Annotated in this window: 20 protein-coding genes; 17 read left to right on the forward strand and 3 right to left on the reverse strand. The window is 27.5% G+C overall.

What is annotated here, in order from left to right; all coding sequences use genetic code 11:
- Positions 1 to 471: 471 nt before the first annotated feature.
- Positions 472 to 1,158, forward strand: coding sequence for a HisA/HisF family protein (locus Q0984_RS04705; protein WP_299524291.1), 687 nt, complete (start codon positions 472 to 474; stop codon positions 1,156 to 1,158).
- Positions 1,159 to 1,223: 65 nt separating this feature from the next.
- On the opposite strand, the gene Q0984_RS04710 is transcribed toward Q0984_RS04705, so the two are convergent.
- Positions 1,224 to 1,406 (reverse strand): hypothetical protein, encoded by a 183-nt coding sequence (locus tag Q0984_RS04710; protein ID WP_299524294.1) that lies wholly within the window; start codon positions 1,404 to 1,406, stop codon positions 1,224 to 1,226.
- 98 nt (positions 1,407 to 1,504) lie between these two features.
- On the opposite strand from Q0984_RS04710, the gene Q0984_RS04715 reads away from it, so the two are divergent.
- From Q0984_RS04715 to Q0984_RS04740, 6 genes are all read left to right on the forward strand, one after another.
- Entirely contained in the window at positions 1,505 to 2,353 is an 849-nt protein-coding gene (locus tag Q0984_RS04715) for a cation diffusion facilitator family transporter (RefSeq protein WP_299524297.1), read from the forward strand.
- Between the two features lie 66 nt (positions 2,354 to 2,419).
- A complete protein-coding gene (gene pdxS / locus Q0984_RS04720) occupies positions 2,420 to 3,301 on the forward strand; it encodes a pyridoxal 5'-phosphate synthase lyase subunit PdxS (protein ID WP_299524300.1) in 882 nt (293 codons plus the stop codon).
- Between the two features lie 28 nt (positions 3,302 to 3,329).
- Positions 3,330 to 4,172 (forward strand): PfkB family carbohydrate kinase, encoded by an 843-nt coding sequence (locus tag Q0984_RS04725; protein WP_299524303.1) that lies wholly within the window; start codon positions 3,330 to 3,332, stop codon positions 4,170 to 4,172.
- 163 nt (positions 4,173 to 4,335) lie between these two features.
- Positions 4,336 to 10,812 (forward strand): DUF3320 domain-containing protein, encoded by a 6,477-nt coding sequence (locus Q0984_RS04730; protein ID WP_299524305.1) that lies wholly within the window; start codon positions 4,336 to 4,338, stop codon positions 10,810 to 10,812.
- A 10-nt stretch (positions 10,813 to 10,822) separates the two neighbouring features.
- Entirely contained in the window at positions 10,823 to 12,574 is a 1,752-nt protein-coding gene (gene uvrC, locus Q0984_RS04735; RefSeq protein ID WP_299524307.1) for an excinuclease ABC subunit UvrC, read from the forward strand.
- A gap of 112 nt (positions 12,575 to 12,686) precedes the next feature.
- On the forward strand, positions 12,687 to 13,223 hold the full coding sequence (locus Q0984_RS04740; protein WP_299524310.1) for a zinc ribbon domain-containing protein: 537 nt from the start codon (positions 12,687 to 12,689) through the stop codon (positions 13,221 to 13,223).
- Here Q0984_RS04740 and Q0984_RS04745 read toward each other — a convergent pair.
- Positions 13,220 to 13,519, reverse strand: a complete 300-nt coding sequence (locus tag Q0984_RS04745; RefSeq protein WP_299524313.1) for a hypothetical protein — start codon at positions 13,517 to 13,519, stop codon at positions 13,220 to 13,222. The two genes, Q0984_RS04740 and Q0984_RS04745, sit on opposite strands and share 4 nt — an antisense overlap.
- 86 nt (positions 13,520 to 13,605) lie before the next feature.
- Between Q0984_RS04745 and Q0984_RS04750 the strand changes: the two genes are divergently transcribed.
- The 10 genes from Q0984_RS04750 (at position 13,606) to serS (ending at position 24,018) form a co-directional block, all read left to right on the forward strand.
- Positions 13,606 to 15,312 carry an ATP-binding cassette domain-containing protein gene (locus Q0984_RS04750; RefSeq protein WP_299524316.1) on the forward strand — a complete coding sequence of 569 codons (1,707 nt, stop codon included), beginning with the start codon at positions 13,606 to 13,608 and terminating at the stop codon, positions 15,310 to 15,312.
- Positions 15,313 to 15,738 (forward strand): universal stress protein, encoded by a 426-nt coding sequence (locus tag Q0984_RS04755; RefSeq protein WP_299524319.1) that lies wholly within the window; start codon positions 15,313 to 15,315, stop codon positions 15,736 to 15,738.
- Between the two features lie 90 nt (positions 15,739 to 15,828).
- Positions 15,829 to 15,996: a 4Fe-4S binding protein gene (locus Q0984_RS04760; protein ID WP_299524322.1), complete on the forward strand. Its 168-nt coding sequence runs from the start codon at positions 15,829 to 15,831 to the stop codon at positions 15,994 to 15,996.
- Between the two features lie 11 nt (positions 15,997 to 16,007).
- Positions 16,008 to 17,189 (forward strand): NAD(P)/FAD-dependent oxidoreductase, encoded by a 1,182-nt coding sequence (locus Q0984_RS04765; RefSeq protein ID WP_299524325.1) that lies wholly within the window; start codon positions 16,008 to 16,010, stop codon positions 17,187 to 17,189.
- Between the two features lie 9 nt (positions 17,190 to 17,198).
- Complete coding sequence (gene galE / locus Q0984_RS04770; RefSeq protein WP_299524328.1) at positions 17,199 to 18,167, forward strand: UDP-glucose 4-epimerase GalE; 969 nt, start codon at positions 17,199 to 17,201, stop codon at positions 18,165 to 18,167.
- 9 nt (positions 18,168 to 18,176) lie between these two features.
- A complete protein-coding gene (locus Q0984_RS04775; protein WP_299524331.1) occupies positions 18,177 to 19,067 on the forward strand; it encodes a hypothetical protein in 891 nt (296 codons plus the stop codon).
- 68 nt (positions 19,068 to 19,135) lie between these two features.
- Entirely contained in the window at positions 19,136 to 20,557 is a 1,422-nt protein-coding gene (gene purF / locus Q0984_RS04780) for an amidophosphoribosyltransferase (protein ID WP_299524334.1), read from the forward strand.
- A gap of 5 nt (positions 20,558 to 20,562) precedes the next feature.
- On the forward strand, positions 20,563 to 21,801 hold the full coding sequence (locus Q0984_RS04785; RefSeq protein WP_299524337.1) for a peptidase U32 family protein: 1,239 nt from the start codon (positions 20,563 to 20,565) through the stop codon (positions 21,799 to 21,801).
- A 25-nt stretch (positions 21,802 to 21,826) separates the two neighbouring features.
- Positions 21,827 to 22,630, forward strand: coding sequence for a Ni-sirohydrochlorin a,c-diamide reductive cyclase ATP-dependent reductase subunit (gene cfbC, locus Q0984_RS04790; RefSeq protein WP_299524340.1), 804 nt, complete (start codon positions 21,827 to 21,829; stop codon positions 22,628 to 22,630).
- A 110-nt stretch (positions 22,631 to 22,740) separates the two neighbouring features.
- Positions 22,741 to 24,018: a serine--tRNA ligase gene (gene serS, locus Q0984_RS04795; protein WP_299524343.1), complete on the forward strand. Its 1,278-nt coding sequence runs from the start codon at positions 22,741 to 22,743 to the stop codon at positions 24,016 to 24,018.
- A gap of 8 nt (positions 24,019 to 24,026) precedes the next feature.
- Here serS and Q0984_RS04800 read toward each other — a convergent pair whose 3' ends face one another.
- A complete protein-coding gene (locus Q0984_RS04800) occupies positions 24,027 to 24,800 on the reverse strand; it encodes an SHOCT domain-containing protein (RefSeq protein ID WP_299524346.1) in 774 nt (257 codons plus the stop codon).
- Between the last annotated feature and the right edge of the window lie 195 nt (positions 24,801 to 24,995).

Raw genomic sequence — 24,995 nt, forward strand, 5'->3', positions numbered from 1 at the left:
ATTTATTTTCATTAATTTTTATTTTAATTCATAATATTTGTATTATATAATTTTTTATTATTTTTTTAGTTTTTACATTAATTTTTACTTATTCTTATTAATTCAAGCTTAATTTAACATTTTTTTAAATCTTATCTTGGTTAATATTAGGTTTATTCAATTTTTTATTAAATTTTCTATTTTTATTTAAATTTTTAAGTGTTTATTTAATTTTTGTTTAATATTTATTTAATTTTATTATATAATTTATTCATCAAGTTTACTTTAATTTTTTTAAAATAAAGTAAAGTTTATATACTACGAAGTTAAATCTATGTGTAAGGTTCATAACATATTTTTGTTAAACCATTTATAATTGATCATTATTTTTTAATTTAGGAAATTGGGTTTTTAACCTAATTTCACCTCCTTATATTTAAACAACTTTTTTTCAAAAAATATTAATATCTAAAACTTATCAAATAATTAACTATGATTAAAAAAGTTCCAGTATTAGACTTAAAGGAAAATATTGCAGTTAGTGGTAAATCTGGATTACGAGATACATACACTCCATTACAAACAGTTTTTTCTTCATCACCACATCCTGTTGAAATAGCTAATGGTTTATCAATTAATGGTGCAGATGAAATATATATTGCTGATTTGGATTTAATTGAAAACAAAGGCCATAATATTCATGAAATCAAAATGGTTAATAATATTTTACCAGTAATGTTGGATGCGGGAGTTAAAGATTTTGAATCTTTTACTTTTTTTCTAGATTATACATATAAAATAATTGTTCCAACAGAAACTATGAAAAATATTGATGAAATCAAAAAAATTTTTGATGAATATCCTAAAGAAAGAATAGTTATAAGTGTTGATGTTAAAAATAATGAATTATACTCAAATAACTTAAATATTTCATTAACGGAGTTTAAAGATATTTTAAAAGAATTGGATCCTAATGAAATAATACTTTTGGATATTAGTAGTGTGGGTACACAAAAAGGTTATAATCAGGATTTATTAAATGAGTTTGATGATTTAAAAGATAAATTGATTATAGCTGGTGGATTAAATAATGAATCAATTAATAATCTTGAAAAAATAGGTATTAAAAAAGTTTTAGTAGGAACTGCTCTTCATTCTGGTGAAATGAAATTACACTAATTAATTTTTATATTTCTTTTAATTTTTTTATAAAATAAAGTAAAAAAGAGAGTAAATTTGTTTTTTTATAATAATATAAATCTTAAGACGATATATGGTAATATTGCAGCTAAGATAAATAATAATACTCCAAAACTAAATTTATATTTATTATCATCTAATGTTCCACCGATTAATAATAAAACTCCAAAGAATCCAAGTATTACTGGTAAGATATGTGAAAATAAAGTAATTCCTACAAAAGCCATTTTTCATCACTATTATTACATATTGTTTATTTAATTATATAAAGATATTTATGTTGTTTGCATAACCTTTTTTAATTTAGTTAAACTTATATTATTGTATGAAAATAGAACACAATCATGAACATCATGAAAAGGCTACTGGCAATCTTCTTTTTGTTTTCATTTTAAATATTGTATTTAATGTGATTGTTATTTTTGGAGGATTAATTACTAATAGTGTAGCTATTCTTGCTGATTGTTTACATGATTTATCAGATACTATATCTATAGGATTAGCTTGGGTATTGGAGCATATATCTCAAAAAAATCCAAATAAAAATTATACTTATGGTTATCAAAGATTTTCTATTTTAGGAGCAGTTATAACCTCAATCTTTGTAATAATTGTTTCAGTTATTGTAATTTCAGAGTCAATCACACGTTTATTAAATCCTGTTGCTCCTGATGCAGGATGGATGCTATTAGTAGCTATTGTAGGACTTATATTTAAAGGAATATCTGTTTTCAAACTTCATAATGGAGAAACTATTAATGAAAAAGCTATTTTATTTCATCTGTTAGGTGATGTTTTTGGATGGATAGCTATTTTAATTATTAGTGTAATTTTAATGTTTTGTGAAGTTTCATTTTTAGATCCTTTAGTTTCACTTACAATAAGTATGTGGTTATTATATAATATGGGTAAAACATTACATGAATCAGTTTGTGTTTTACTTCAAAAATCACCTAAAAATATAGATGTGTGTGAAATTGAATCTCAAATAGAAAATTTAAATCATATTGATAAAATTATAGATATTCATTTATGGTCATTAGATGGTATTGATTCTGTTTTAACTTTAAAAATTAAAATTGATGATGTAAATAATGGTGTTAATGTTAAAAAAGAAATTTATAATATTGCTTCTAAATATCATATTGTGGATACGAATGTTGAATTTATGTAAACAGTTATAAGTTATGAAAAATATATTAAGTGTTATATTTTTAGAAATTAATTATGGAGAGTTTTCATGGAAAAAGGAACTGATGTTTTAAAAGAAGGCTTCGCTAAAATGACAAAAGGTGGAGTTATTATGGATGTTGTAAATGCAGAACAAGCAGGAATTGCAGAAGATGCTGGTGCAGTAGCTGTCATGGCTTTAGAAAAAGTACCTGCAGATATTCGTGCAGCTGGTGGAGTAGCTAGGATGGCTGATCCTACTATTGTTGAAGAAGTTGTAGATGCAGTTTCAATTCCTGTTATGGCTAAAGCTAGAATTGGTCATATTGCAGAAGCACAAATTTTAGAAACATTAGGTGTAGATATGATTGATGAAAGTGAAGTACTTACACCTGCTGATGAAGAATATCATTTAAATAAAAAAGAATTCACTATTCCTTTTGTATGTGGTGCACGTAATTTAGGGGAAGCTTTAAGGAGAATTGATGAAGGTGCAGCAATGATTCGTACTAAAGGTGAACCTGGTACTGGAAATATTGTTGAAGCAGTTCGTCATATGAGAATGGTTTTAGGAGAAATTAGAACTATTCAAGGTTTAGATGAAGAAGAATTATGGAAATATGCAAGAAACATTGAAGCTCCAATTGATCTTGTTAAAAAAACAGCACAACTTGGTAAATTGCCTGTAGTTAACTTTGCAGCTGGAGGTATTGCTACTCCTGCAGATGCTTCTTTAATGATGCAATTAGGTTCTGATGGTATCTTTGTAGGTTCAGGAATTTTCAAATCAAATAATCCAGAAGCATTTGCTAAAGCTATTGTTGAAGCAACTGCAAATTATGATAAACCTGAAGTATTAGCTGAAGTTTCTAAAGGACTTGGAGAAGCTATGAAAGGTTTAGAAATGTCTACATTATCTGAAGCTGACAGAATGCAAGACAGAGGAATTTAATTTTAATTCCTATCTTTTTTTTATTTTTATGACTATCGTTGTTATTGGTCCGTTAACACAAGACCAAATTATCACTTCAAATTCAAAAACATTTGCTACAGGTGGAGCTAGTTATTTTCAATCATTTGTCTTTGAAGAATTTAATATTGATTTTGTAGTTATTGCTAATTTTGATAACTTTAATTTAATTAAGGATTTTCCAAATTTAGATAATTTAATTCCAATTATTGGTGATGATACGCATTATTTTATTAATGAATATCCAGATGAATCTAATTTAGATATCAGAAAACAATATAGTAATTTTGCAGATATTCCAATTTTAAAAAGCCATTTGGAATCTGTTTTAGAAGATATTTCACAGATAGATGCATTTATTTTAAATCCATTAAATAAGAATGATTTACCTGTTGAAACATTTGATTTTTTAAAAACTTTTAATGTACCAATATACTTATCATTACAGGGGTTGTTAAGAATTCCTGGTGAAAAAATTGATGGTACAAATTATTGTATTGAATTAGAAAAACCTGACAATTTGGATAGAATTTTAAATAGTATTACGGCTTTGTTTTTAGATGAGAATGAGGCTAAATTTATTTTTGATAATAATTTTGATAAGTATGATATTGGTGAAATTGTAATTACAAATGGTAGTGATGGTTCTAGGATTATATGTGATGATGAAATTAAAATCAAAGCAGTTGAAGTTGATAATATAAAAGATGCAACTGGCTGTGGAGATACGTATATGGCAGCATATATCTTAAAGAGATTACTTTCAAATTCTCCAAAGGAAGCAGGAGACTTTGCTTCATTAATAGCTAGTGAAAAATTAATGTCAGTTGGACCATACAAATCATTAATATAACTTTAATTTGGTCATGTGATAATTATTACTATTTATAAGAATATTCCTACCTTTTTTAAGCTTTTATTTAAATTTTATTTAATTAGAAAACTTTATTAATTAATGAAAAAATAATTATATATGATTTTGAATTTTTTTAGTTTATATATAATAAAGGGTCAACATGTTAAATAATTCATCAGATAAAATTAAAAAGGAGTTTGAAAATTTACGTAATGAGCTTTTAGATTTAACTTTAAGGAATCAACTTCTTAATTTTAAATCAAGAGCAAGAACAATTACTATTGCAAACCAATCACCAATTAATATTTATCAAACATTAGTTTTACAAAATAACAAAATGTATTTTGTAGCTAATAAAAAAGAAGAAAAAAAAGAAAAATCAGGATTTTCTATTTGGGATCATGCTCCCTTTGATCTTTCAAGATTTAGTGATGGTGATAAAACATTAGCTACTGATTTAACTCCAAATGAACTTCAAAAAAGATTGTTTTATATTAATAATCAAGCTAAAACAATGTTGCAAGAACAAGGTTACAATATTCTTTATTTAGCTGTTGGATTTTTGGAATGGAGAGATAATACCAAACCAAAACAAGTGAATCATGCTCCATTAGTTCTTATTCCAGTTTCAATGGAACGTAAAAAAGTAGGCAAATCATTTAATTTGGCTTGGACTGGTGAAGATATTCAAACAAATATATCTATTAAAGCTAAATTAAAAGAAAATGGGGTTAATTTTCCTGATTTTAAATTTAAAAAATATGGGGAAGCTATTGATCATTATTTAAGAGAAGTTAGAGATTCTGTTAGGGGAATGGGGAATTGGAAAGTTAATACTAATGTAGCATTAGGTTTCTTTAGTTTCACTAAATTTGTAATGTATAATGATTTAAATCCAGAAGCATGGGAAAATAATGTTGATTTAACTAAAAATGAATTAATTCAGGCTATATTTGATCCAAGTATTAATGATAAAGAAGCATTTAAAGAAGAAGATATTGATTCTCAGTTAGAGTATTCTAAAATGTACCAAGTTTTAGATGCTGATTCTTCACAAATTGCAGCTATTCAAGATGTTAAAGCTGGAAGGAATTTAGTTGTTGAAGGACCTCCTGGAACAGGTAAATCTCAAACAATTGTAAATTTAATAGCAGAGCTTCTTGCTGAAGGGAAATCTGTTTTATTTGTTAGTGAGAAGATGGCTGCATTAGATGTGGTTAAAGATAGATTAACTAGTGTTGGATTAGGTAAATTTATACTGGAGATACATTCACATAAAACAAGGCGTAAAAAATTTTTAAAAGATTTGGAAAAAGCTACAACTATAAGGTCTCAGGAACCTATTAATATAGATCAGACAATAAGAAAATTAGAAACATTGAGGCAGCAGCTTGATGATTATGCTGAAATTATTCATAAACCATTATATAAAGTTCAATTATCTGCATTTCAATTATATGGTTTAAAAGAAGCTGCTGATGAGCATTTTTCACGTAGTGATCGTATAATTCCATTAGTTAGATTTTCTCATCCTGAAACTTTAACTATAAAAGATTTAGATGATATTACAATATCTTTAGAAAATTTAGCAGAATTGTATCAAACAATATCTAAAGAAAATCCATGGAGTAAATGCTCTCCAAAAAGTTTACTTCCAGCAGATTTAAGAGAAATAGAACAATTAATTAATGATACTTTACATGCATTAGATGACTTTTTAGTTGAACGAGGGAGAGTTTATGATATTTATGGTATTAAAAAACCGGATACATTAAATGAATTTGATAAATCTCTTTCAGCATTTGAAATAATCAGTTCTAAAAATTCTGAATTAATTGATGGAGATATATTAAAATCAGGAGCTTGGAATAATAATACTGATGAAGTTTATAAATTAATTAAGGAATTGGAAAACTATCAAAAAATATCTAAATCTTTAGATAAATTTAATTCAAATATATTTTCTGCAGATATTGATAGATTAATTAGACAAGTACAAGAAAGTGCACATAAAAAATTATCTAGGTTATTTGGTAGTAAACAACATATTGATGTAGTTGAAAGATATTATCAAAACGCAGTTCCTAAATCTCCAGAAGATGTTATTTTTGATTTAGAACAAGCAAAACAAGTAATTAATATTAAAAATAAATTAGATGCAAATGAACATTTGGCTCGTAAATATTATGGTGATTATTGGCATTTAGGTGCAGATGTTAATGATTTAAAAGAGATTGGTAAATGGATGAATGAATTTACTGCACTAACTCGTGAAGGCATATTTTCACAAAATACTATTGATATTTTATCTAAGGATATATTTAGTATAAATCCTAAAGAAGATTTAACAGAATATATTGAATCTGGGGATTTATTTGAAAATGAACTTAAAAAATTGGAATCTAAATTAAACCCTAGAAGTAAATTGATATTTAAAAGAGATACTGGGGATGTTCCATTTGAAAAATGGCAAGAACAGTTATACAACTGGAGAGGTCAATTATCCAGTCTCCATTTATGGTCCCAGTATTTAAATACTAAAAATACATGTAAAGGAACTGATTCAGAACAATTTATTGACTCAATAGAGAGAAGAGATGTTAAAAAAGAGGATGTTAAGTCATTAGTTCAAGGAAATTTTGCAGATTCTTTATTAAATTGTTTATTTGTTGAAAATCAAGAGTTAGCTACATTTATTGGAGAACTGCATGAAAATAGAATAAAAGAATTTGAAGATTTAGATAAAAAAATATTGGCCTTAAATCGTAAAAGAATTTTCCAAAAATTAAACAGTAATATTCCACAAATATTTGGAGCAACTGAAAATCCTGAAGCTAAAATATTAGCTGGAGAATTTACAAGAAAAAGTGGACACCTGCCAGTTAGAAAACTATTAGAAAAAGCTGGAGGTATTATCAAAAAAATCAAACCATGTTTTATGATGAGTCCTTTGTCTGTTGCTCAGTATTTGGATCCTACAAATGAAGAGTTACAATTTGATGTTGTTATTTTTGATGAAGCAAGTCAAGTTAAACCTGAAGATGCATTAGGTGCGTTTATGAGAGGTAAAACTGCTGTTGTAATGGGTGATACTCAACAATTACCTCCAACATCTTTCTTTGATCAAATGGCTACTGGAGAAAGTGATGAGGAAGTGGCTACATCTTTAGATATGGAAAGTATACTTCATTTATGTAAATTATCATTTCCTGTTAAAATGCTTAAATGGCATTATAGGAGTCGTCATGAATCTTTAATTTCTGTTTCAAATAAAGAATTTTATAATAATGAATTATTAGTGTATCCATCTCCTGCTCATGATGATCCAGAATTAGGATTAAAATTTTATTATAATCCAAATACTTCTTATGATAGAGGTTCTTCATCTGCAAACCGTGGAGAAGCAAGAGATGTTGTAAAAGAGATATTTAATCATTTTGATAAGTATGGTGATACTAAAAGTTTAGGTGTTGGAACTTTTTCTGTTGCTCAAAAAAACGCTATTCTTGAAGAATTAGAAATTGAACGTAAAAATCGTCCTGAATTGGAGCCATTATTTGCTGAAAATAAAGATGAACGTTTCTTTGTTAAAAATCTTGAAACAATACAAGGGGATGAAAGAGATGTTATTTTAATTAGTGTAGGTTATGGTTATGATCAGGCAGGAAAAATGTCTTTAAATTTTGGACCATTAAATCAAGATGGTGGAGAAAGAAGATTAAATGTATTAATCACACGTGCAAGGGAAAAATGTGTTGTATTTTCTAATTTTAAAGCATATGATATGCATTTAACCGCAAACCCACCTTATGGTGTAAAAGCTCTTAAAGAATTCTTAGCATATGCTGAAAATTTAACTTTAGGAACATTACAAATAACACAACATTCTAGTGAACCATTTGAAGATGCAATAGCTAGTTTTTTAGCTGAAAATGGATATCAAGTAGATAAACAAATTGGATGTGCTGGATTTAGAGTAGATTTAGCTATTGTTGATGATGAAAATCCTGGAAAATATATTTTAGGAATTACCACTGATGGAAAGATGTATGCATCAAGTAAAGTAGCTAGAGATAGAGATAGATTAAGAGAACAAGTATTAGAAGGTCTTGGTTGGAAATTGTATCATTTATGGTCTACGGATTGGTATAGAAATAGAGATTTAGGTCGTAAAAGATTGCTTGAGGCTGTTGAAAATTCTATAAAAGAAACTCGTGAAGAAGAAAAACGTAAATCTCAAGAAGCTAAAGAATTAGCTGAAAAAAGAAAGAAAGAAGCTGAAAAACTAGCTGAAGAATTACATTTAGCAAAACAAAAAGAGCTAGAAGAACAATCCAAAGAAGATGAAAATAATTCTGATGAGAATATTGTTTCTTTGGAAGGTGTATATGATGTTGAGTTGGAAGAAAATCAGGAAAATTCTTCAGAATTTGATAATGATTTAATTTCCAGTGTGGAAAATGATGAAAAAACTTCTTTGGAAATAATGGATGATAGTGATTTAGGGGATGTTAAAGTTGATGATACTTCAAATTTAGATGATAATGAATCAGAAGTTGATGAAACTTTTAATAATGATTTAGAATTTAAAGAAAGTACCAATAGTGATTCTCATGAAAATAAACAAATAATTAATCATAAAAACTTTAATAATGATGAAGTAAATGATTTTGATGAAATAGAATCTAAAAAGAAATCACGTTTATCTAATGGATTTAGTATTAGTTCAATTTTCAAGTCTAAAAATAAACCTGATAATGAAGAACATGGAGATAATGTATCTAATATTAAATTTGACAATTCTATTAAAAATGAGGTTAAATTAAAAGAAGATTCAGATAAACTTGTTTCTAAAAAAGAGGACGAATCTATTGAATCAGAAATCAATGATGGCCTTCAAAAACAAAATGTGGAAAAAGATTATAATGATAATTCTGTACTTGATGATGGTGAAGATGATTTAAATTTCCATAATAATATAAAAGAAGAATTAGAAAATGAAGATGATTCTAAGGAGTATATTGAAGAAAGTTCCACTAAAAATGGGTCTAAAAATAAATCAACTATTAAAAATATTTTCTTTGATAATAAACAAAGGGAACCTAAACATCATGGAGCGCTAGCAAGTGCTATTATTGGTAAATCTAAATTAGAATCTTCAAATAAAGATGAAATTGAAATTGTAGGTGGTGAAATAATGGAAAATGAGAGTCCTAAATTACATAGACCAACTCCTAAAGATGAATATGTAGTTGAACCTGAAATTGTTGGGGTTGATTTAGAAGATGAGGGTAATGATGATAAAGAGAACATTTTTGAAAAAGTGACATTTAAATCTAATATAAATTTAGATGATGAAGATATTCATAATGTAGCTTCTAATATTGTAAATAATGCTTTTGAGGAATTAATTGATAATGTTAATAATGAAAAAAATATGGAATTAACTGTAATTGACGATGATTACTATCATGATTATGATGAGGAAAATCAAAATAATTTATCTGATGATAATAATTCTGATGAATTATCAACTACACATACATCAGATAATAAAAATGAATATTATCAAGGAGTAAGTGGTATTACAAATCCTCTTAAAAAAAATAATATTTATCATAAAACATCTGATTATAAAAATAAGTCTGTTAAAGATTCTCTTGTTGATTTAAAAAATGAAGTGAAATATATTAATAAATCATTAAAGGAAATAGAAAATCCAACACCTGCAGAATATGTTTCAGTAATTGATAGAACTGAAGAATATAATCCTGATGATTATATAACTCCTGAACACAATGATGATGAATATGAATTTTCACAAGATGAGAACGATGAATTAACTTTTGCTGAAGCTGAAGAAAAAAGATATGAACAAGAAATGTTGATGGAAGCTCTTAAAAAAGAAATAGCTAGTGATGAAAATGTTATTATTCCACTTCATGAGGAAGAAAGAAGACAAAATATTCAAGATCAAGTTTTAGAAAATATCATTCAAACGGCTAATAATGATTATACTGAAATTGAAAAAGAGAGATTTGAAAATAATAATAGATTAAAAGAATTTGATAATCAAAAACTTCCTGGAAAAACTAATCTTAAAGATGAAATTGTAAAGTATAAACAAGCAGAAGATATAGGATTATCATCACAAGAAGAATTATTTAACAAATCTGATGATGAAATAGCTAAGTCTATTGATAAAATTGTAGCGATTGAAGGGCCAGTTCATATTAATGAAGTTATTAAAAGAGTTAAGGACAGTTGTAATATAAAAAGAGCAGGGGTCAACTTAAAGAAAACAGTTAATAAAGCTATTGCTACAGCTGAAAATGATGGGGATATTATTAAAATTGGGGACTTTTTGTATAATGCTGCAAATAATGATATAATTATTAGAAAAAGAGTTAAACCTAATATTGATTTGATTTCTGATGATGAAATAGCTAAAAATATTGAGTTAGTATTACTTCATAAAAAATCAATTTCTACAAAAGCATTACCTAAAGAAGTTTCACGTAATTTTGGATTTAAATCAACTTCTAAGAAAACAGCTAATAAAATCAACAGTGTTTTAGATTTGATGATAGTAAATAATAAAGTTAAATTAGATAAAGATATTCTTGAGTTAAATTAGTGTCGTTATTATGTCAACAAAAGTTAAGTCTCCTGAAAATTTACCTAAAAAACCAGGAGTTTATATAATGAGAGATGCCAATGATGAAATAATATACATTGGTAAAGCTAAAAATCTTATTAACAGGGTTAGATCTTATTTTAGAGAAAAATTAGATCGTCCTAAAACTCAAATTTTAATGAGTCATTTTGATAGCTTGGAATATATTGTAACTAACTCTGAAAAAGAAGCTCTTATCTTAGAAGCTACTCTTATTAAAAAACATCGTCCAAGATATAATATTCAGCTTAAAGATGATAAAAGATATCCTTATGTTAAAATTACAAATGAAAAATTCCCTAGATTGATTATTACAAGAAATATTACAAAAAATGGTGTTTATTATGGTCCTTTTACAGATGTAACTTCTGTTAAGAAAACTGTTAAATTTTTAAAATCTTTGTTTAAAATTAGAACTTGTCGTAATATGGATGGGCCTTGTTTAAATTCTCAAATTGATTTATGTTATGCTCCATGTTCTGGTGAAATTTCTAAAGAAGATTATGGTGAAATAATCAATAAAATTGATTTATTTTTTCAGGGAAAATATTCTGTAATTGTTAAAAATCTTAAAAAAGAAATGATGGAAGCTGCTAAAAATGAGCAATTTGAAAAAGCTGCTGTTTTAAGGGATCAAATAGTTTCAATTGAAGAAATCATGGAAAAACAATTTGTTGATTTAGTTGATGATGATTTAGACCAAGATGTAATAGCTATTGCTCCTAATGAAAATGAAGTTGTAGTTATTATAATGCCTATTAGAAATGGTAAGATTGTTGGACGTGATGATTTTTTAATGAGTGGGTCTCAATATGAATCAAATTCTGAAATTTTATTTGCATTTATTCAACAGTATTATGGGTATAATAGGCATGTTCCAAAACAGATTCTTTTAAATGAGCTTATTGATGATAGTAAATTACTTGAAGAGTGGTTAAGCGATTTGAGAGGTAATAAAGTTTATATTAAAGTCCCCATGAAAGGTGTTAAACTTAGACTTGTTAATATGGCTCAAAAAAATGCTGAAATTATTAAACATCAGAAAAAAGCTATGGAAAATTCATTAATTGAGCTTAAAAAATATTTAAAACTTGATAAAATACCTAGAATTATTGAAGGTTATGATATAAGTAATATTTCTGGTAAATTTGCTGTAGGTTCAAAAGTTTCTTTTAAAGATGCAAAACCTAATAAAAAGAAATATAAACGTTTTAAAATAGAAACTCCTGGACCTAATGATTTTGCTATGATGAAAGAATTGTTGACACGTCGTTTAAAAATGGTTGATAGTGATGAAGAACCTGATTTGATTGTTATTGATGGAGGTAAAGGTCAATTAGGTATGGCTTGTGAAGTTTTAGATGAGCTTAATTTATCTCATATTCCTATTATTGGACTTGCTAAAGAATTTGAGGAGATTTATGTTCCTAATTCTGGAAGACCTATTATAATTCCTAAAAATAATAAAGCTCTACATTTACTTCAACAGGTTAGGGATGAATCACATAGATTTGCAATTACGTATCATAGAAAGTTACGAAGTGATAATATAAGTGAATCTTCTTTGGATGATATTCATGGCATTGGTAAAAAACGTAAGATTAATATTTTAAAGAATTTGGGAACAATTGATAAAGTTAAAGAAGCTTCTATTGAAGAATTATCTAAAATAGAGGGTATGAATGAGAAAGTAGCTACTAATGTTTATGAATATTATCATTAATTTCATTTTATTTGATTTTTTCTAAATTTTTATTTTACTTCAATTAAATTTAAATATGATGAATTTTAATAAGTTGTATACAGTAACAATAATTTTTAGGAATTAAGATACTATGGTCAAGTGTCCGAGATGTGGATATGAAAATAACGATATTTCAATGTATTGTGAAAATTGTACATATCCTATTAAAAATCCACAAAGTGCTGGTTCAACTAATAAAGGAAATAATGGGTGGAATATCAGCACAGGTAAAAAAATAGCTATTGTGTTAGGAATTGTGGTAATAGCTTTATTATTATTTTCATTTATTTATAATGCATCCCAACCGGATGATAAAAGTTCATTAAATGTTATTTCAGCTAAAGAAAAAGTACAGGAAGGATCTAATTATCCTTATCAGGTTCATGTAATGTATAATGGAACATGGGATGGTAAAATTGGAGATTTAAATTATCCTAATGATGTATCTGGTCATGGTGATGATTTATATGATTTAAATTGTGCACCATGGGATAAAGTAGGTATTGTTATCAATAAAGTTGATGGTAGTACTAATGAACTTAAAGTAGAACTTCTTCGTGATGGTAAAGTAGTAGCTGAAAATTCAACTACTAATGCAACAGGTAGTGTAATTATTAATTATAATTAGTGATAGACTTCATTTACTTTTGTTTCTAAAAGTTCAATGAGTTCCTCAGTTTTATATATTCTTATTTCTTCTTTATCTATTTTGAATATTTTTATAAATGTGATTAAATCATGGCATAATTGATCATATTGGATGTTAAATGTGTTGAACTTAGATAATAAACTAAGTACTTTATCTTGATTTAAATCATCATTTTCTTTTATAATTCTTTCAATATTTGCAAAATGTGTTTCAAGTAGTAATTTATCATTTTCTAAAGTGTCAATATATTCTTGAATTTTAGTATTGTTAGTCATTTTAATCACTTATTTTAAATATTTTTAATTAAAATATATATAGCTTCAGTTATAAAATTATTTATATTATTATTGGGGCATAAAACATGATTAAAGTTGACAATATTAGTAAAACATATGAATTAGATAATAAAGATAAAGTTATCGGAATTAAAAATCTTAGTTTTGAAGTTAAAGAAGGAGAAATCCTTGGAATAATGGGGAGAAGTGGTTCCGGTAAAACTACTCTTTTAAGATTACTTAGAGGAGTTGAAGAACTTGATGAAGGAACTATTACTATTGGTGATGTAAGTGTTCATGCGGGGGATTCTCAATTTTATTATAATCAACTTAAAAAAGAAACTGCTATTCATCTTCAAAGATCATTTGGTATATGGCCTGAAACAGTTCGTGAAAATGTTTTAAGAAAATTATATGCTCGTAAATATTTTGATGAAGAAAGTACTGATTTTAATGTAGCTGAAAGTGAATTTGGTGATGAAGCAGATAAAATTATTGAAATGGTCTCTTTAACAGATAAATCAGATCATTATGCTGCTGTATTAAGTGGTGGTGAAAAACAAAGACTTATTATAGCTAGACAACTTGCAAAACAACCAAAAGTATTGCTTCTTGATGAACCAGCTACGATGGCATGCCCTAAAACAAAACAAGAAATTCTTGATGCTGTTAAAAAAATTAATGAAGAATTAAATATTACAGTAGTTGTTGTTTCTCATTTACCTGAAATTCAGAAATATTTGGCTGATAGAGTTATTCTACTTGAAAATGGTGAAATTAAGAAAGATGGAAATCCTGATGATATTGTTGATGAATTTTTAAGTGGAATGGATGATGTAGTAGATATTAAAAATATTTCAACTGATAAAACTGTTATTAAAGCAGAAGATATTGATAAAAGATTTTATCTTTTCTCTGGTGGAGAAGTTTTGCAAATTAAAGACATAAATTTTGATGTTAAAAAAGAAAATATTATAAGTCTTATTGGCCCTAGTGGTGCAGGTAAAACAGTTTTACTTAGAATGTTGGCAGATTTAGAATTACCTGATGAAGGTAGAGTTATCTATGAATCAAATGGTAACTGGGTAGATATTTCTATGCCGAGTGTAGAACGTATGAATGTAAGGCGTAAACTTGGATTTATGTATCAGGAATTTGCTCTAAGTTATTATGCAACTGTTTTAAGTCAATTAGCTACACGTTTAGGTTATAAAAATCAAGATGTTGTAAAACAAGCAAGGAAAAAGGCTGAAAAATTAGGTTTAGGTGAAGAATTATTGGATTCACTTTATGCATTAATTGATTTACCTGAAAGTGAAGCAAGAGATCTTTTAGCTAAAATTGGTTTAATGCCAGATATTTTAGATGATTTATTCCCTAAATTCCCTGAAACAGCTACTAAAGAAGCAGTAAAGGATATATTTGAACTACTTGATTTACCTTTAGATATATTATATAGAAAATCATATGAATTATCTGGTGGTCAAGAAGTTAGGGTAATGCTTGCTTTAATTTTAATTTCAAAACCTGAATTCTTACTTTTAGATGAACCTTTTGGAGATTTGGATCCAATTACTTTAAGAATTGTAGCTAATTCTCTTAAGAAAATATCTAAAGAATATGAAATTACTATTATTATGGTTTCACATAATACTGATTTTGTTAAAGAAGTAAGTAATAGAACTATTCTTATGGAAGATGGTAAGATAATTGATGATAATGAAGATGTGGATGGTGCTGTTGATAATTTTATTAATTTATGTCATGCAGATTATTTAAAGGAGAATAATTAGATGTTTGATATTATTGCAGTTCCTGTTGATGGCTCTGAATATGGATATAAAGCAGTTGATGTAGCTATTGAAATGGCTAAAAAATTCAACTCTAAAATAGCAGCAATTCATGTTTTAGAGGAATTTTCTTTTAGTAGCTATGATGATGAAGAAGATAATGGGGATAAAATTCTAGCAAAAGTTACGAACAAAGCTAATGAACAAGGAATAGAAACTGTAGAGCATTTATTAACTGCTGATGCTTTAAGAGATATGAAATTTATTATTAATCAGGCACATGCAGATTTAGTTGTAATTCATGCTTTTGGTTCAGATAATAAACGATTTGTGTCTTTTGAAGAAAATGAAGTATCTCAAAATCAAATAGGTTCTGTTAGTGAACGACTTTTAAGAACTTCTGATATTCCTGTTGTTTTAGTTAGGTAGAATGTTGTAAAAGAATTTAAATATTATAACGAACTTAGTATTCATAACATAAACTATTTTAATTTTTTATAAAAAGGAGACTTTTGATTTATGATTGTAAGAGATTGGTGCTCATTCTGTGGAGAATGTGCTGGTGTTTGTCCAAGAAATTTAATACAAGTTAAGGAGTATAGCTTAGTATTTGATGAAAATGAATGTAGAGATTGTAGTACATGCATTGATGCTTGTCCTATTAATGCTTTGGAGAAAGAAGATTAAGGAGATTATTTATGATTGAAACTGATGTATTAGTAATAGGTGGAGGACCAGCAGGTTCTTCAGCAGCAAAACATGCTGCTCTTGGTGGAGCAAAAGTTATTTTAATTGATAAAAGATCCGAAATTGGTTCTCCAAAAAGATGTGCTGAAGGAGTTTCTAAAAAAGGTCTTGCAAAACTTGGAATTGAACCAAGTTCCCGTTGGGTTACTAAAGAAATTGATGGAGTGAGACTTACTTCTCCTGATGGAACTGATGTTTGGTTAACTGAAGAAGAAATAGAATTGCCTGAAGCAGGTTATATTCTTGAAAGAAAAGTATTTGATAAACACATGGCTATGGATGCTGCAAGAGCAGGAGCTGAAATTAGAATTAAAACATTAGCTACTGGAATGGATAAAATTGAAGATGGTTTTATTGTTTCTACAGAATCTATGGGTAAAACTGAAGAAATTAAAGCTAAAATAGTAATTGCTGCTGATGGTCCTGAAGGACATGTTGCAAGATGGGCTGGTCTTAAAGGTAGTGCAAAAGCTAAAGAAATGGAATCTGGAGTTCAATATGAAATGGTAAATGTTGAATTTGATAGGGAAGCTGTTATTGAATTTTATTTCGGTTCTTGCGCACCTGGAGGTTATGTATGGATTTTCCCTAAAGGGGATGATATAGCTAATGTAGGTTTAGCTATTCTTCAACATAAAGCAACAAAATCCGCTATTGAATATTTAGATGATTTTATAGCTAAATGTCCAGCAACTAAAAATGCTCAAGCTGTTGAGTTAAATGTTGGTGGAGATCCAGTTGGTGGAATGCCTAAAAAAATGTATGATGATAATATTTTAGTTTGTGGAGATGCAGCAGGTCAAGTAAATCCATTAACTGGTGGAGGAATTATTAGTGGTATGACTGGAGGAATGTATGCTGGTCAAGTAGCTGCAGAATCTATTAAAGAAGGTAATCATTCTAGAAAATTCCTTAAAAAATATGATAAAATAGCTCGTGATGATTTATCTCATGAAATTGATAAATATAAAAAAGTTCAAGAATACATGTTAACTTTATCTGATGAAGAACTTGATAATATTGCTCATGCATTCCAGGATGTTAACTTTGAGAAAATTTCAACAACTGAACTTGTTAAAGCTTTAATTAAAGTTTCTCCTAAAGCTTTACTTAAATTAGGTAAATTTATTTAAGGTGATTGTTTGATTCTAGTTACTGGTGGAGCAGGGTATATAGGGGCTCATACTAACAAAGCTTTGAACCAAGCAGGTTATGAGACTGTTGTAGTTGATAATCTTGTTAAAGGTTATGAAGATTTTGTTAAATGGGGTCATTTTGAAAACTATGATTTTGGAAGTAAAGATTTAAGAGAAGTTTTTGAAAAATATGATATTGATGGAGTTTTGCATTTTGCAGCATTTTCATCAGTAGCTGAATCTGTGGAATTGCCTCAAAAATATTTTAAAAATAATTATAAAAATACAATTAATCTTTTACAAATAATGAGAGAGTTTGGAGTTAATAAATTTATTCTCTCATCTACTGCTGCTGTATATGGGAATCCTAAAAAAGTTCCAATTACAGAAGATCAAGAACTAAAACCAATTAATCCATATGGTCATTCTAAATTTATCACTGAAAAAGCATTAGAGCGTGAAGCTGCCAAAGGAGATTTTAATTATGTAGCTTTAAGATATTTTAATGCTGCAGGATGTGATTTTGACTGTGAAATTGGAGAATTACATGAGCCAGAAACTCATTTAATTCCTTTAGTTTTAGATGCGGCAATTGGAAGAAGAGATTCCATATCTATTTTTGGAACTGATTATGATACTCCAGATGGAACTTGTATCCGTGATTATGTTCATGTAAATGACTTAGCTAAAGCACATATTGATGCTTATGAATACTTATGTAATGAAAATGAATCTAATGTATTTAATTTAGGTAATGGTAAAGGATTTTCTGTTAAAGAAGTAATTGACATGGTAAAAAAGGTCACTGGAAAAGAATTTTCTGTTAAAATTGATGAACGTCGTGAAGGAGATCCGGATATTTTAATTGCTGATGCAACCAAAATTAAAAATAAATTAGGTTGGACTCCACAGTATGATTTAGAAACTATTGTGGAATCTGCTTGGAATTGGCATAAAAAAATATATCAAGACTAGGTCATGGATATGGAAAATGAAAATAGTGTAATTTCAAAAGTTGATGTGCGTATAGTTGTTTCAGGGTTAGATATTGCTGAAATAATATCTAAATCTATAGATAGCGCACAACTTGAGAAAGATTATAATATTATTGTTTCTTCAATTATTCCTACAAACAATTTGGAAATAGCTAAGAAAGTAGCTAATGGTGGAGATATTATTCTTATTGGTGGTTATGGTCAGGATGAAAATTATAACTTACTTTTCAATGATTTAAAAACTGATTTTAATCATGTGGGATTATTTGATTATAATAATATTATTAAAAATGAGTCTATTGACTCAAAACTTGCTGCTAAGGAAATATTAAATTCTATTATAAGAGCAGCTTTATCTTATTCTTTAAATTTAGTTAATGTTCATACTTTAGAAAATAAATTATTAAAACTAACTTATAAATATAATAATTTACTTGATGATTATAATAAGGTTATTGATGAGTGTGATGATTTATCTTTGAAAAATAATGAATTACGAGATAATATTGATAATTTAAAATCTGATTTTACATCTTTTAAATCTCGTTATGAGGATATTTATTCTAAGGAATTTCTTGAAATTTATAAATTAAATGATTTGTGGCAGGAAGTTTTCAGAGAAAATATTGTTGATGAACAAAAAATTATAATAGCTACAAATAAATTTAAACCAGAAAATATTCTTGTTGGTCAAGGTTATATTGGAGCTCAATCTAAGCAAGATGCTATTGATTGGTTGAAAATTATTAAAACAGCTTTAATATTTGTTGATAAAAATGATGATGATTTAAAAAGGGATTTAAACTCAACTTCAAATAATGATTCAGAAGTTGAAGATGATTATGATATCTCAAATAATTTTGAGAATTTTTGGGAGTAATAATAGCATAATTTTAATACTATAAAGCAGAAATTTATAATTATATTAATGATATATGGAGACTGTCAATGCAAGGAGAAATAGAAGATAAGTGTGGTGTTGTTGGAATACATTCTTTAGATACTTCTAAAGATGTTTCTTCTTTAATTTACTATTGTTTATATGCTCTTCAACATAGAGGCCAAGAATCTGCAGGAATGGCTACTTTTAATCCAGATAAAGGATTAAATTATTATTGTGGTATGGGCTTGGTGACTGATGTTTTTAAAGATTATGAAATTAATAATCTTCAAGGAAACATGGCTATTGGTCATGTAAGATATTCAACTACTGGTGAATCTAAACTTGAAAATTCACAACCTTTTGTAACGGATTTTGATGATGGATTCATAGCTATGGCTCATAATGGAGATATTGTAAACTCCTCTGAATTGAGAAATGAACTTATAGATGAAGGTTATGAATTTAAGTCAGGTACTGATTCTGAAGTAATTTGTTACATGTTAAGAAAAGAACATTATGTTAATGGTAAAAGTATTTTAGAATCCATTGAGTCTGTTTCTAAAAAATTAGTAGGATCATATGCATTAACTATACTTGTTAATGGTGATTTGTATGGTGTTCGTGATCCTGCTGGAATAAAACCTTTAGCAATAGCTAAAAGAGGAAATGATTTTGTTTTAGCTTCTGAAACTGTTGCTTTTGATGTAATTAATGCGAAATTCATTAGGGATGTAAAACCTGGAGAAATTATTTACTTTAAAAATAATGAAATTCAAAGTTCTATGTTGGAATTAGCTAGTTCAACTTCTCTTGCTCATTGCATGTTTGAATATGTTTATTTTGCAAGACCTGATAGTACAATTGACGAGGTTAATGTATATCAAACAAGATTAAATATTGGAAAGCAATTATATGAACAATTTCCGATTGATGCAGATGTAATTATCCCAGTACCTGATTCTTCAATTCCTGCAGCTATTGGATATTCAAGAGCTTCAGGAATAACTTATGGTGAGGGTTTAATTAAAAATAGGTATGTTGGAAGAACATTTATCATGCCTACTCAAGAAGAAAGGGAATTGGCTGTTAGACTTAAATTAAATCCAATTAAAGAAGCTATTAAAGGTAAAAAAATAGTTTTAATTGATGATAGTATTGTTCGTGGAACTACTTCTAAATCTTTGATTGATCTTGTTAAAGAAGCTGAACCTAAAGAAATACACTTTTTAGTTGGATGTCCTCCAGTAATTGCTCCATGTTATTATGGTGTTGCTATGGCTAGTAAAAAAGAACTAATTGCAGCTAATTATTCTGTTGAAGAAATAAGACAACAATTAGACATTGATACTTTAGGATATATTAGTTTAGAATCCTTAGTAAAAGCTATTGGTATGCCTAAAGAAAATTTATGTTTAGGTTGTTTAAATGAATGTTATCCAACAGATCTTCCAGAGGATATTGAAGCTGAAACATATTATAAACCTTAGATATTATGGTTGAATTGTTATCTCCTGCAGGAAATTTTATTTCTCTTAGAGCAGTTTTAGAAAATGGTGCAGATGCAGTATATTTTGGTCTTAATGACTTTAATATGAGGGCAAATGCTAAAAACTTCTCTTTAAATGATTTAAAAGAAGTTTCAAAGATAGCTAAAGATTACTGCGCTAAAACTTATTTGTGCAGCAATATTATTTTAAATGAAGATGCTGCTTTTAAATTGAAAAATCAATTAGAAGATATATCTTCTTCTGAAATTGATGGAATTATTTTAGCAGATATTGGATTAATAGAAGATACTGTAGATAATGGTCTTGAAGCACATATAAGTGTTCAGGAGAATATTTCCAATTCTTTTACATTAAAAGCACTTAAGAAATTAGGTGCTAAAAGAGCTATTTTATCAAGGGAACTTTCTTTAGAAGATATTAAAAAAATAGTTAAATCATCACCTATTGAAACAGAAGTATTTATACATGGTGCAATGTGTATGGCAATATCTGGCAGGTGTTTTTTAAGTTATGGTCTTTATGGTCGTAGTGCAAATTGTGGAGATTGTTTACAACCCTGTCGTAAAAACTGGACCTTAACTTTTGAAGAAGATGATGAAGATAATGTAATAAATTTATCTGAAGTTAATGATGAATCATTCACAATATCTAAGTCATATGATGATAGTTATCGAACTAATTTCTTTTCACCAAAGGACATGATGATGATAGAACATATTCCTGAGCTTATTGATGCAGGTATTGATTCATTTAAAATAGAAGGAAGAGCTAGAAGTCCAGATTATGGTGCAATGGTAACTAATGTGTATAGAAAAGCTATTGATGTTTATGATAAAAATCCTAATGAGTATAAAATAAACCCACATTGTATTGAAGAGCTTAAAAGTGTATTTAATCGCGGTTTTGACACAGGATTTTACTTTAACACGCCTTTTGAAACAAGTGAAAATAATCAGTCAAAATATATTAAAAAAGATATTGGGCATGTTGTTAATTATTTTAATAAAGTTAAAGTTGCTGAATTTAAAATATGGGATGATTTAGCTATTGGTGATGAAATTTTAATTCAAGGAAAAACTACAGGTTCTATAAAACATAAAATTGATTCAATGCAAATCAATGGAAAAAATGTTAAAAAAGTTGAAAAGGGAAATAATGTAGGAGTAGCTATTCCAATAAAAGTAAGACCTAATGATTTTATTTATAAATTAATTGAAAGATAGTGAAACATGAATAGGAGAATATTAAATGATTAAAAAAATAGCTATTTATGGAAAAGGTGGAATTGGAAAAAGTACAACAGTAGCTAATTTATCTGCAGTTTATGCAAATGAAAATTTAAATTGTTTAGTCATTGGTTGTGATCCAAAAGCAGATACAACACGTACATTGTGTGGTAGGAGAATTTCAACAGTTGTAGATACACTTAAAAACAATAGAAATGCTAATGAAGAAGATATTGTTGTTAAAGGTTATAATGATATTTTATGTGTTGAAAGTGGAGGTCCTGAACCTGGTGTTGGCTGTGCTGGACGTGGTGTAATAGTGGCTATGAAAAAACTTGAAAATTTAGGTATTTTTGATAAAGAGTTGGATGTAGTTGTTTATGATGTGCTTGGAGATGTTGTTTGTGGAGGTTTTTCAGTACCATTACGTGAAAAATATGCAGATGAAGTAATAATTGTAACATCTGGAGAGTACATGTCTTTATATGCAGCTAATAATATAGTTAAAGGAATCAAAAAACTTAAAGGTAATTTAAGTGGTATAATTTGTAATTGTCGAAATGTTGATAATGAAAAAGAAATTGTCACTGAATTTGCATCAAAAATAGGAACTCATATTATAGGAACTATTAATAGAAGTAATTTAATTCAAGAAAGTGAATTAGATGCAAAAACTGTTGTAGAAAAATACCCTGAATCTGATGAAGCTAGTGAATATAAGAAGTTAGCTAAAAGTATTATGGATAATAAAATTTTCACAACACCTGAACCTATGGATGATGAAGAATTTGAGAAATTTTTTAAATCTTTTTTAAAGAATAACTAAAATATTTTGCTGAAAATAACATTAATATTAAATCTGAAATTTAAATGATTAACTATAAAAAATAAAAAAAATAAATTATATTATGATTAAATTAAGTAGGGGACACAGATTTGTTAGATATAAAATTGTTCAGAGAAAATCCTGAAGTGATTTTTGATTCTGAGAAAAAAAGATTTAGAGGAACTGAAACTGCTGAAAAAGTTATTGAATATGATAATTTATGGAGGGAAGGAGAAAAAAGATTAAATTTCTTACGTTCTGAAAAAAATAGATTATCTAAATCATTTAAAAAAGCTAAGGAAGAAGGTAACTTGGAAGAAGTTATCTCTAAATCTAAAGAAGTAGCTAATGAAATTAAAGAGTTAGGACCTAAAATTGAAGAATATAAAAAATTACGTGAAGATTACAGATATAAAGTAGGTAATATTATTGATGAAGATGTGCCTATAGCAGAAAGTGAAGAGGATAATGTAATTGTAAAAAAATATGGAGCTATTCCTGAATTTGATTTTGAACCATTGAATCATGTTGATTTAATTGAAAAAATTGATGGTGCTGATTTGAAAACAGCTGCTGAAATAGCTGGTGCAAGATTTTATTACTTAAAACAAGACATATTACATCTTAATTTAGCTTTAATTCAATTTGCTTTAAATGAATTAGAAAACAAAGGTTATATTCCACTTCAAACCCCATTCTTTGTTAAAAGTGAAGTAGCTGCAGAAACATCAGAATTAGGAGAATTCGAAGAAACATTATACAAAGTGGAAAATGAAGATTTATACTTGATTGCTACAGCAGAACAAACATTAGCAGCAATTCATAGAGATGAAATAATATCTCCTGAAGATTTACCTATACAATATTGTGCTCTTTCAACTTGTTTTAGAAAAGAAGCAGGATCTCATGGTAAAGATACTTTAGGAATATTTAGAGTACATCAATTTGAAAAAATAGAACAATTTGTTTATACCACTCCTGAAGAATCTAAAAATGCTCATAAAAAGTTACTTGAAGTAACTGAAGAATTATATCAAAAATTAGGTTTACATTATCAAGTAGTTGCTATTGTGTCCTCAGCACTTAATGATAATGCAGCTATTAAATATGATATTGAAGCATGGTTCCCAGGTTCTAAAGCTTATAGAGAATTAGTTTCATGTACTAATTGTAAAGATTATCAGGCAAGAAAAACTAAAACACGTTTTGGTAAAGCAGGTTCTGGAGATGCACAGGCATTACACACTTTAAACAGTACTGCAATAGCTACTGAAAGAACTATGTGCTGTTTACTTGAAAATTATCAACAAAAAGATGGAAGTATTAAGGTTCCTGATGTTTTAGTTCCATATATGGGTGGAAAAACTGTAATTAATGCAGTTAAATAATCCTCCATTTATTTTACCTTTTTTTTCATAGTAATAAATTCTTCGTCACTTAATAATCCTTTATCGTACATTTCAATTAGTTTTTCAAGTTTGATAGTGGATTTAGAAGATTCTTTTATTTTAAAACTGTTAATTTTTTCATTTATTAATTCATTTAAAAATTTTTTAACTTTTGACAATACTTTAGGATGATATTCATGAACTAGTTTTGAATCTGATGTGATTACAGCATCAATAAGTGCATCACTAATTAAATTATTAATTTTTTGATTATTAAGAGCACATTTAAATGTTTCTCCAGAGTCTAAAACAAAATATTCATCATCACTAAATAAAGATATATTTTCCCATTTTAAGATTATTTTTGTGTTGTTTTCTCCAGTTATTTTAATATCAATATCCACGTATTTATTTGAAATATTAATTGTTGTGAAACAATATTTTGCATCACTAGTTTTAATTTTTTCAGTTTTCACCTCAGTTTTCACACCAGAAGAAGCAGCATAACCTATCAGTCCAAAACCAAGTGTTGCAAGTGCTTTTGTACCTCCACCATGTTTATTTGTTGTAATAGGTGTTTTAATAATTTGATATTCTTCAGAACTAATCTGTTTTTCGTTGTTAAATATGAAACCTGTTGTATTAAACCATTCTTCTATTTGAGGTTTTATTTTATTTAAAACATAACCTTCAATATCTTTAAATATTTCTCTTGTTTTTTCAAGTATTTCTTTAAAATAAGGGATAATATCATTATTAGGATTATTTAAAACATATTCCATTAATAAATAGATAATATGTGTTTCTTCATTAAATGATAAGTTAAAATGATCTTTTAGGAGAATTTTTCTAAAATTTACTTTATAATATGTGGATAAAGGAACTAAAATTTGATTTATATAAATTAATTGAAATTTTTCATAAGAAAGATTTCCATAATAAGGGCCATCGGGTTTTGGAATTTCAGTTCCGCATTT

The organism is uncultured Methanobrevibacter sp., assembly GCF_934746965.1.
Classification (GTDB): domain Archaea; phylum Methanobacteriota; class Methanobacteria; order Methanobacteriales; family Methanobacteriaceae; genus Methanocatella.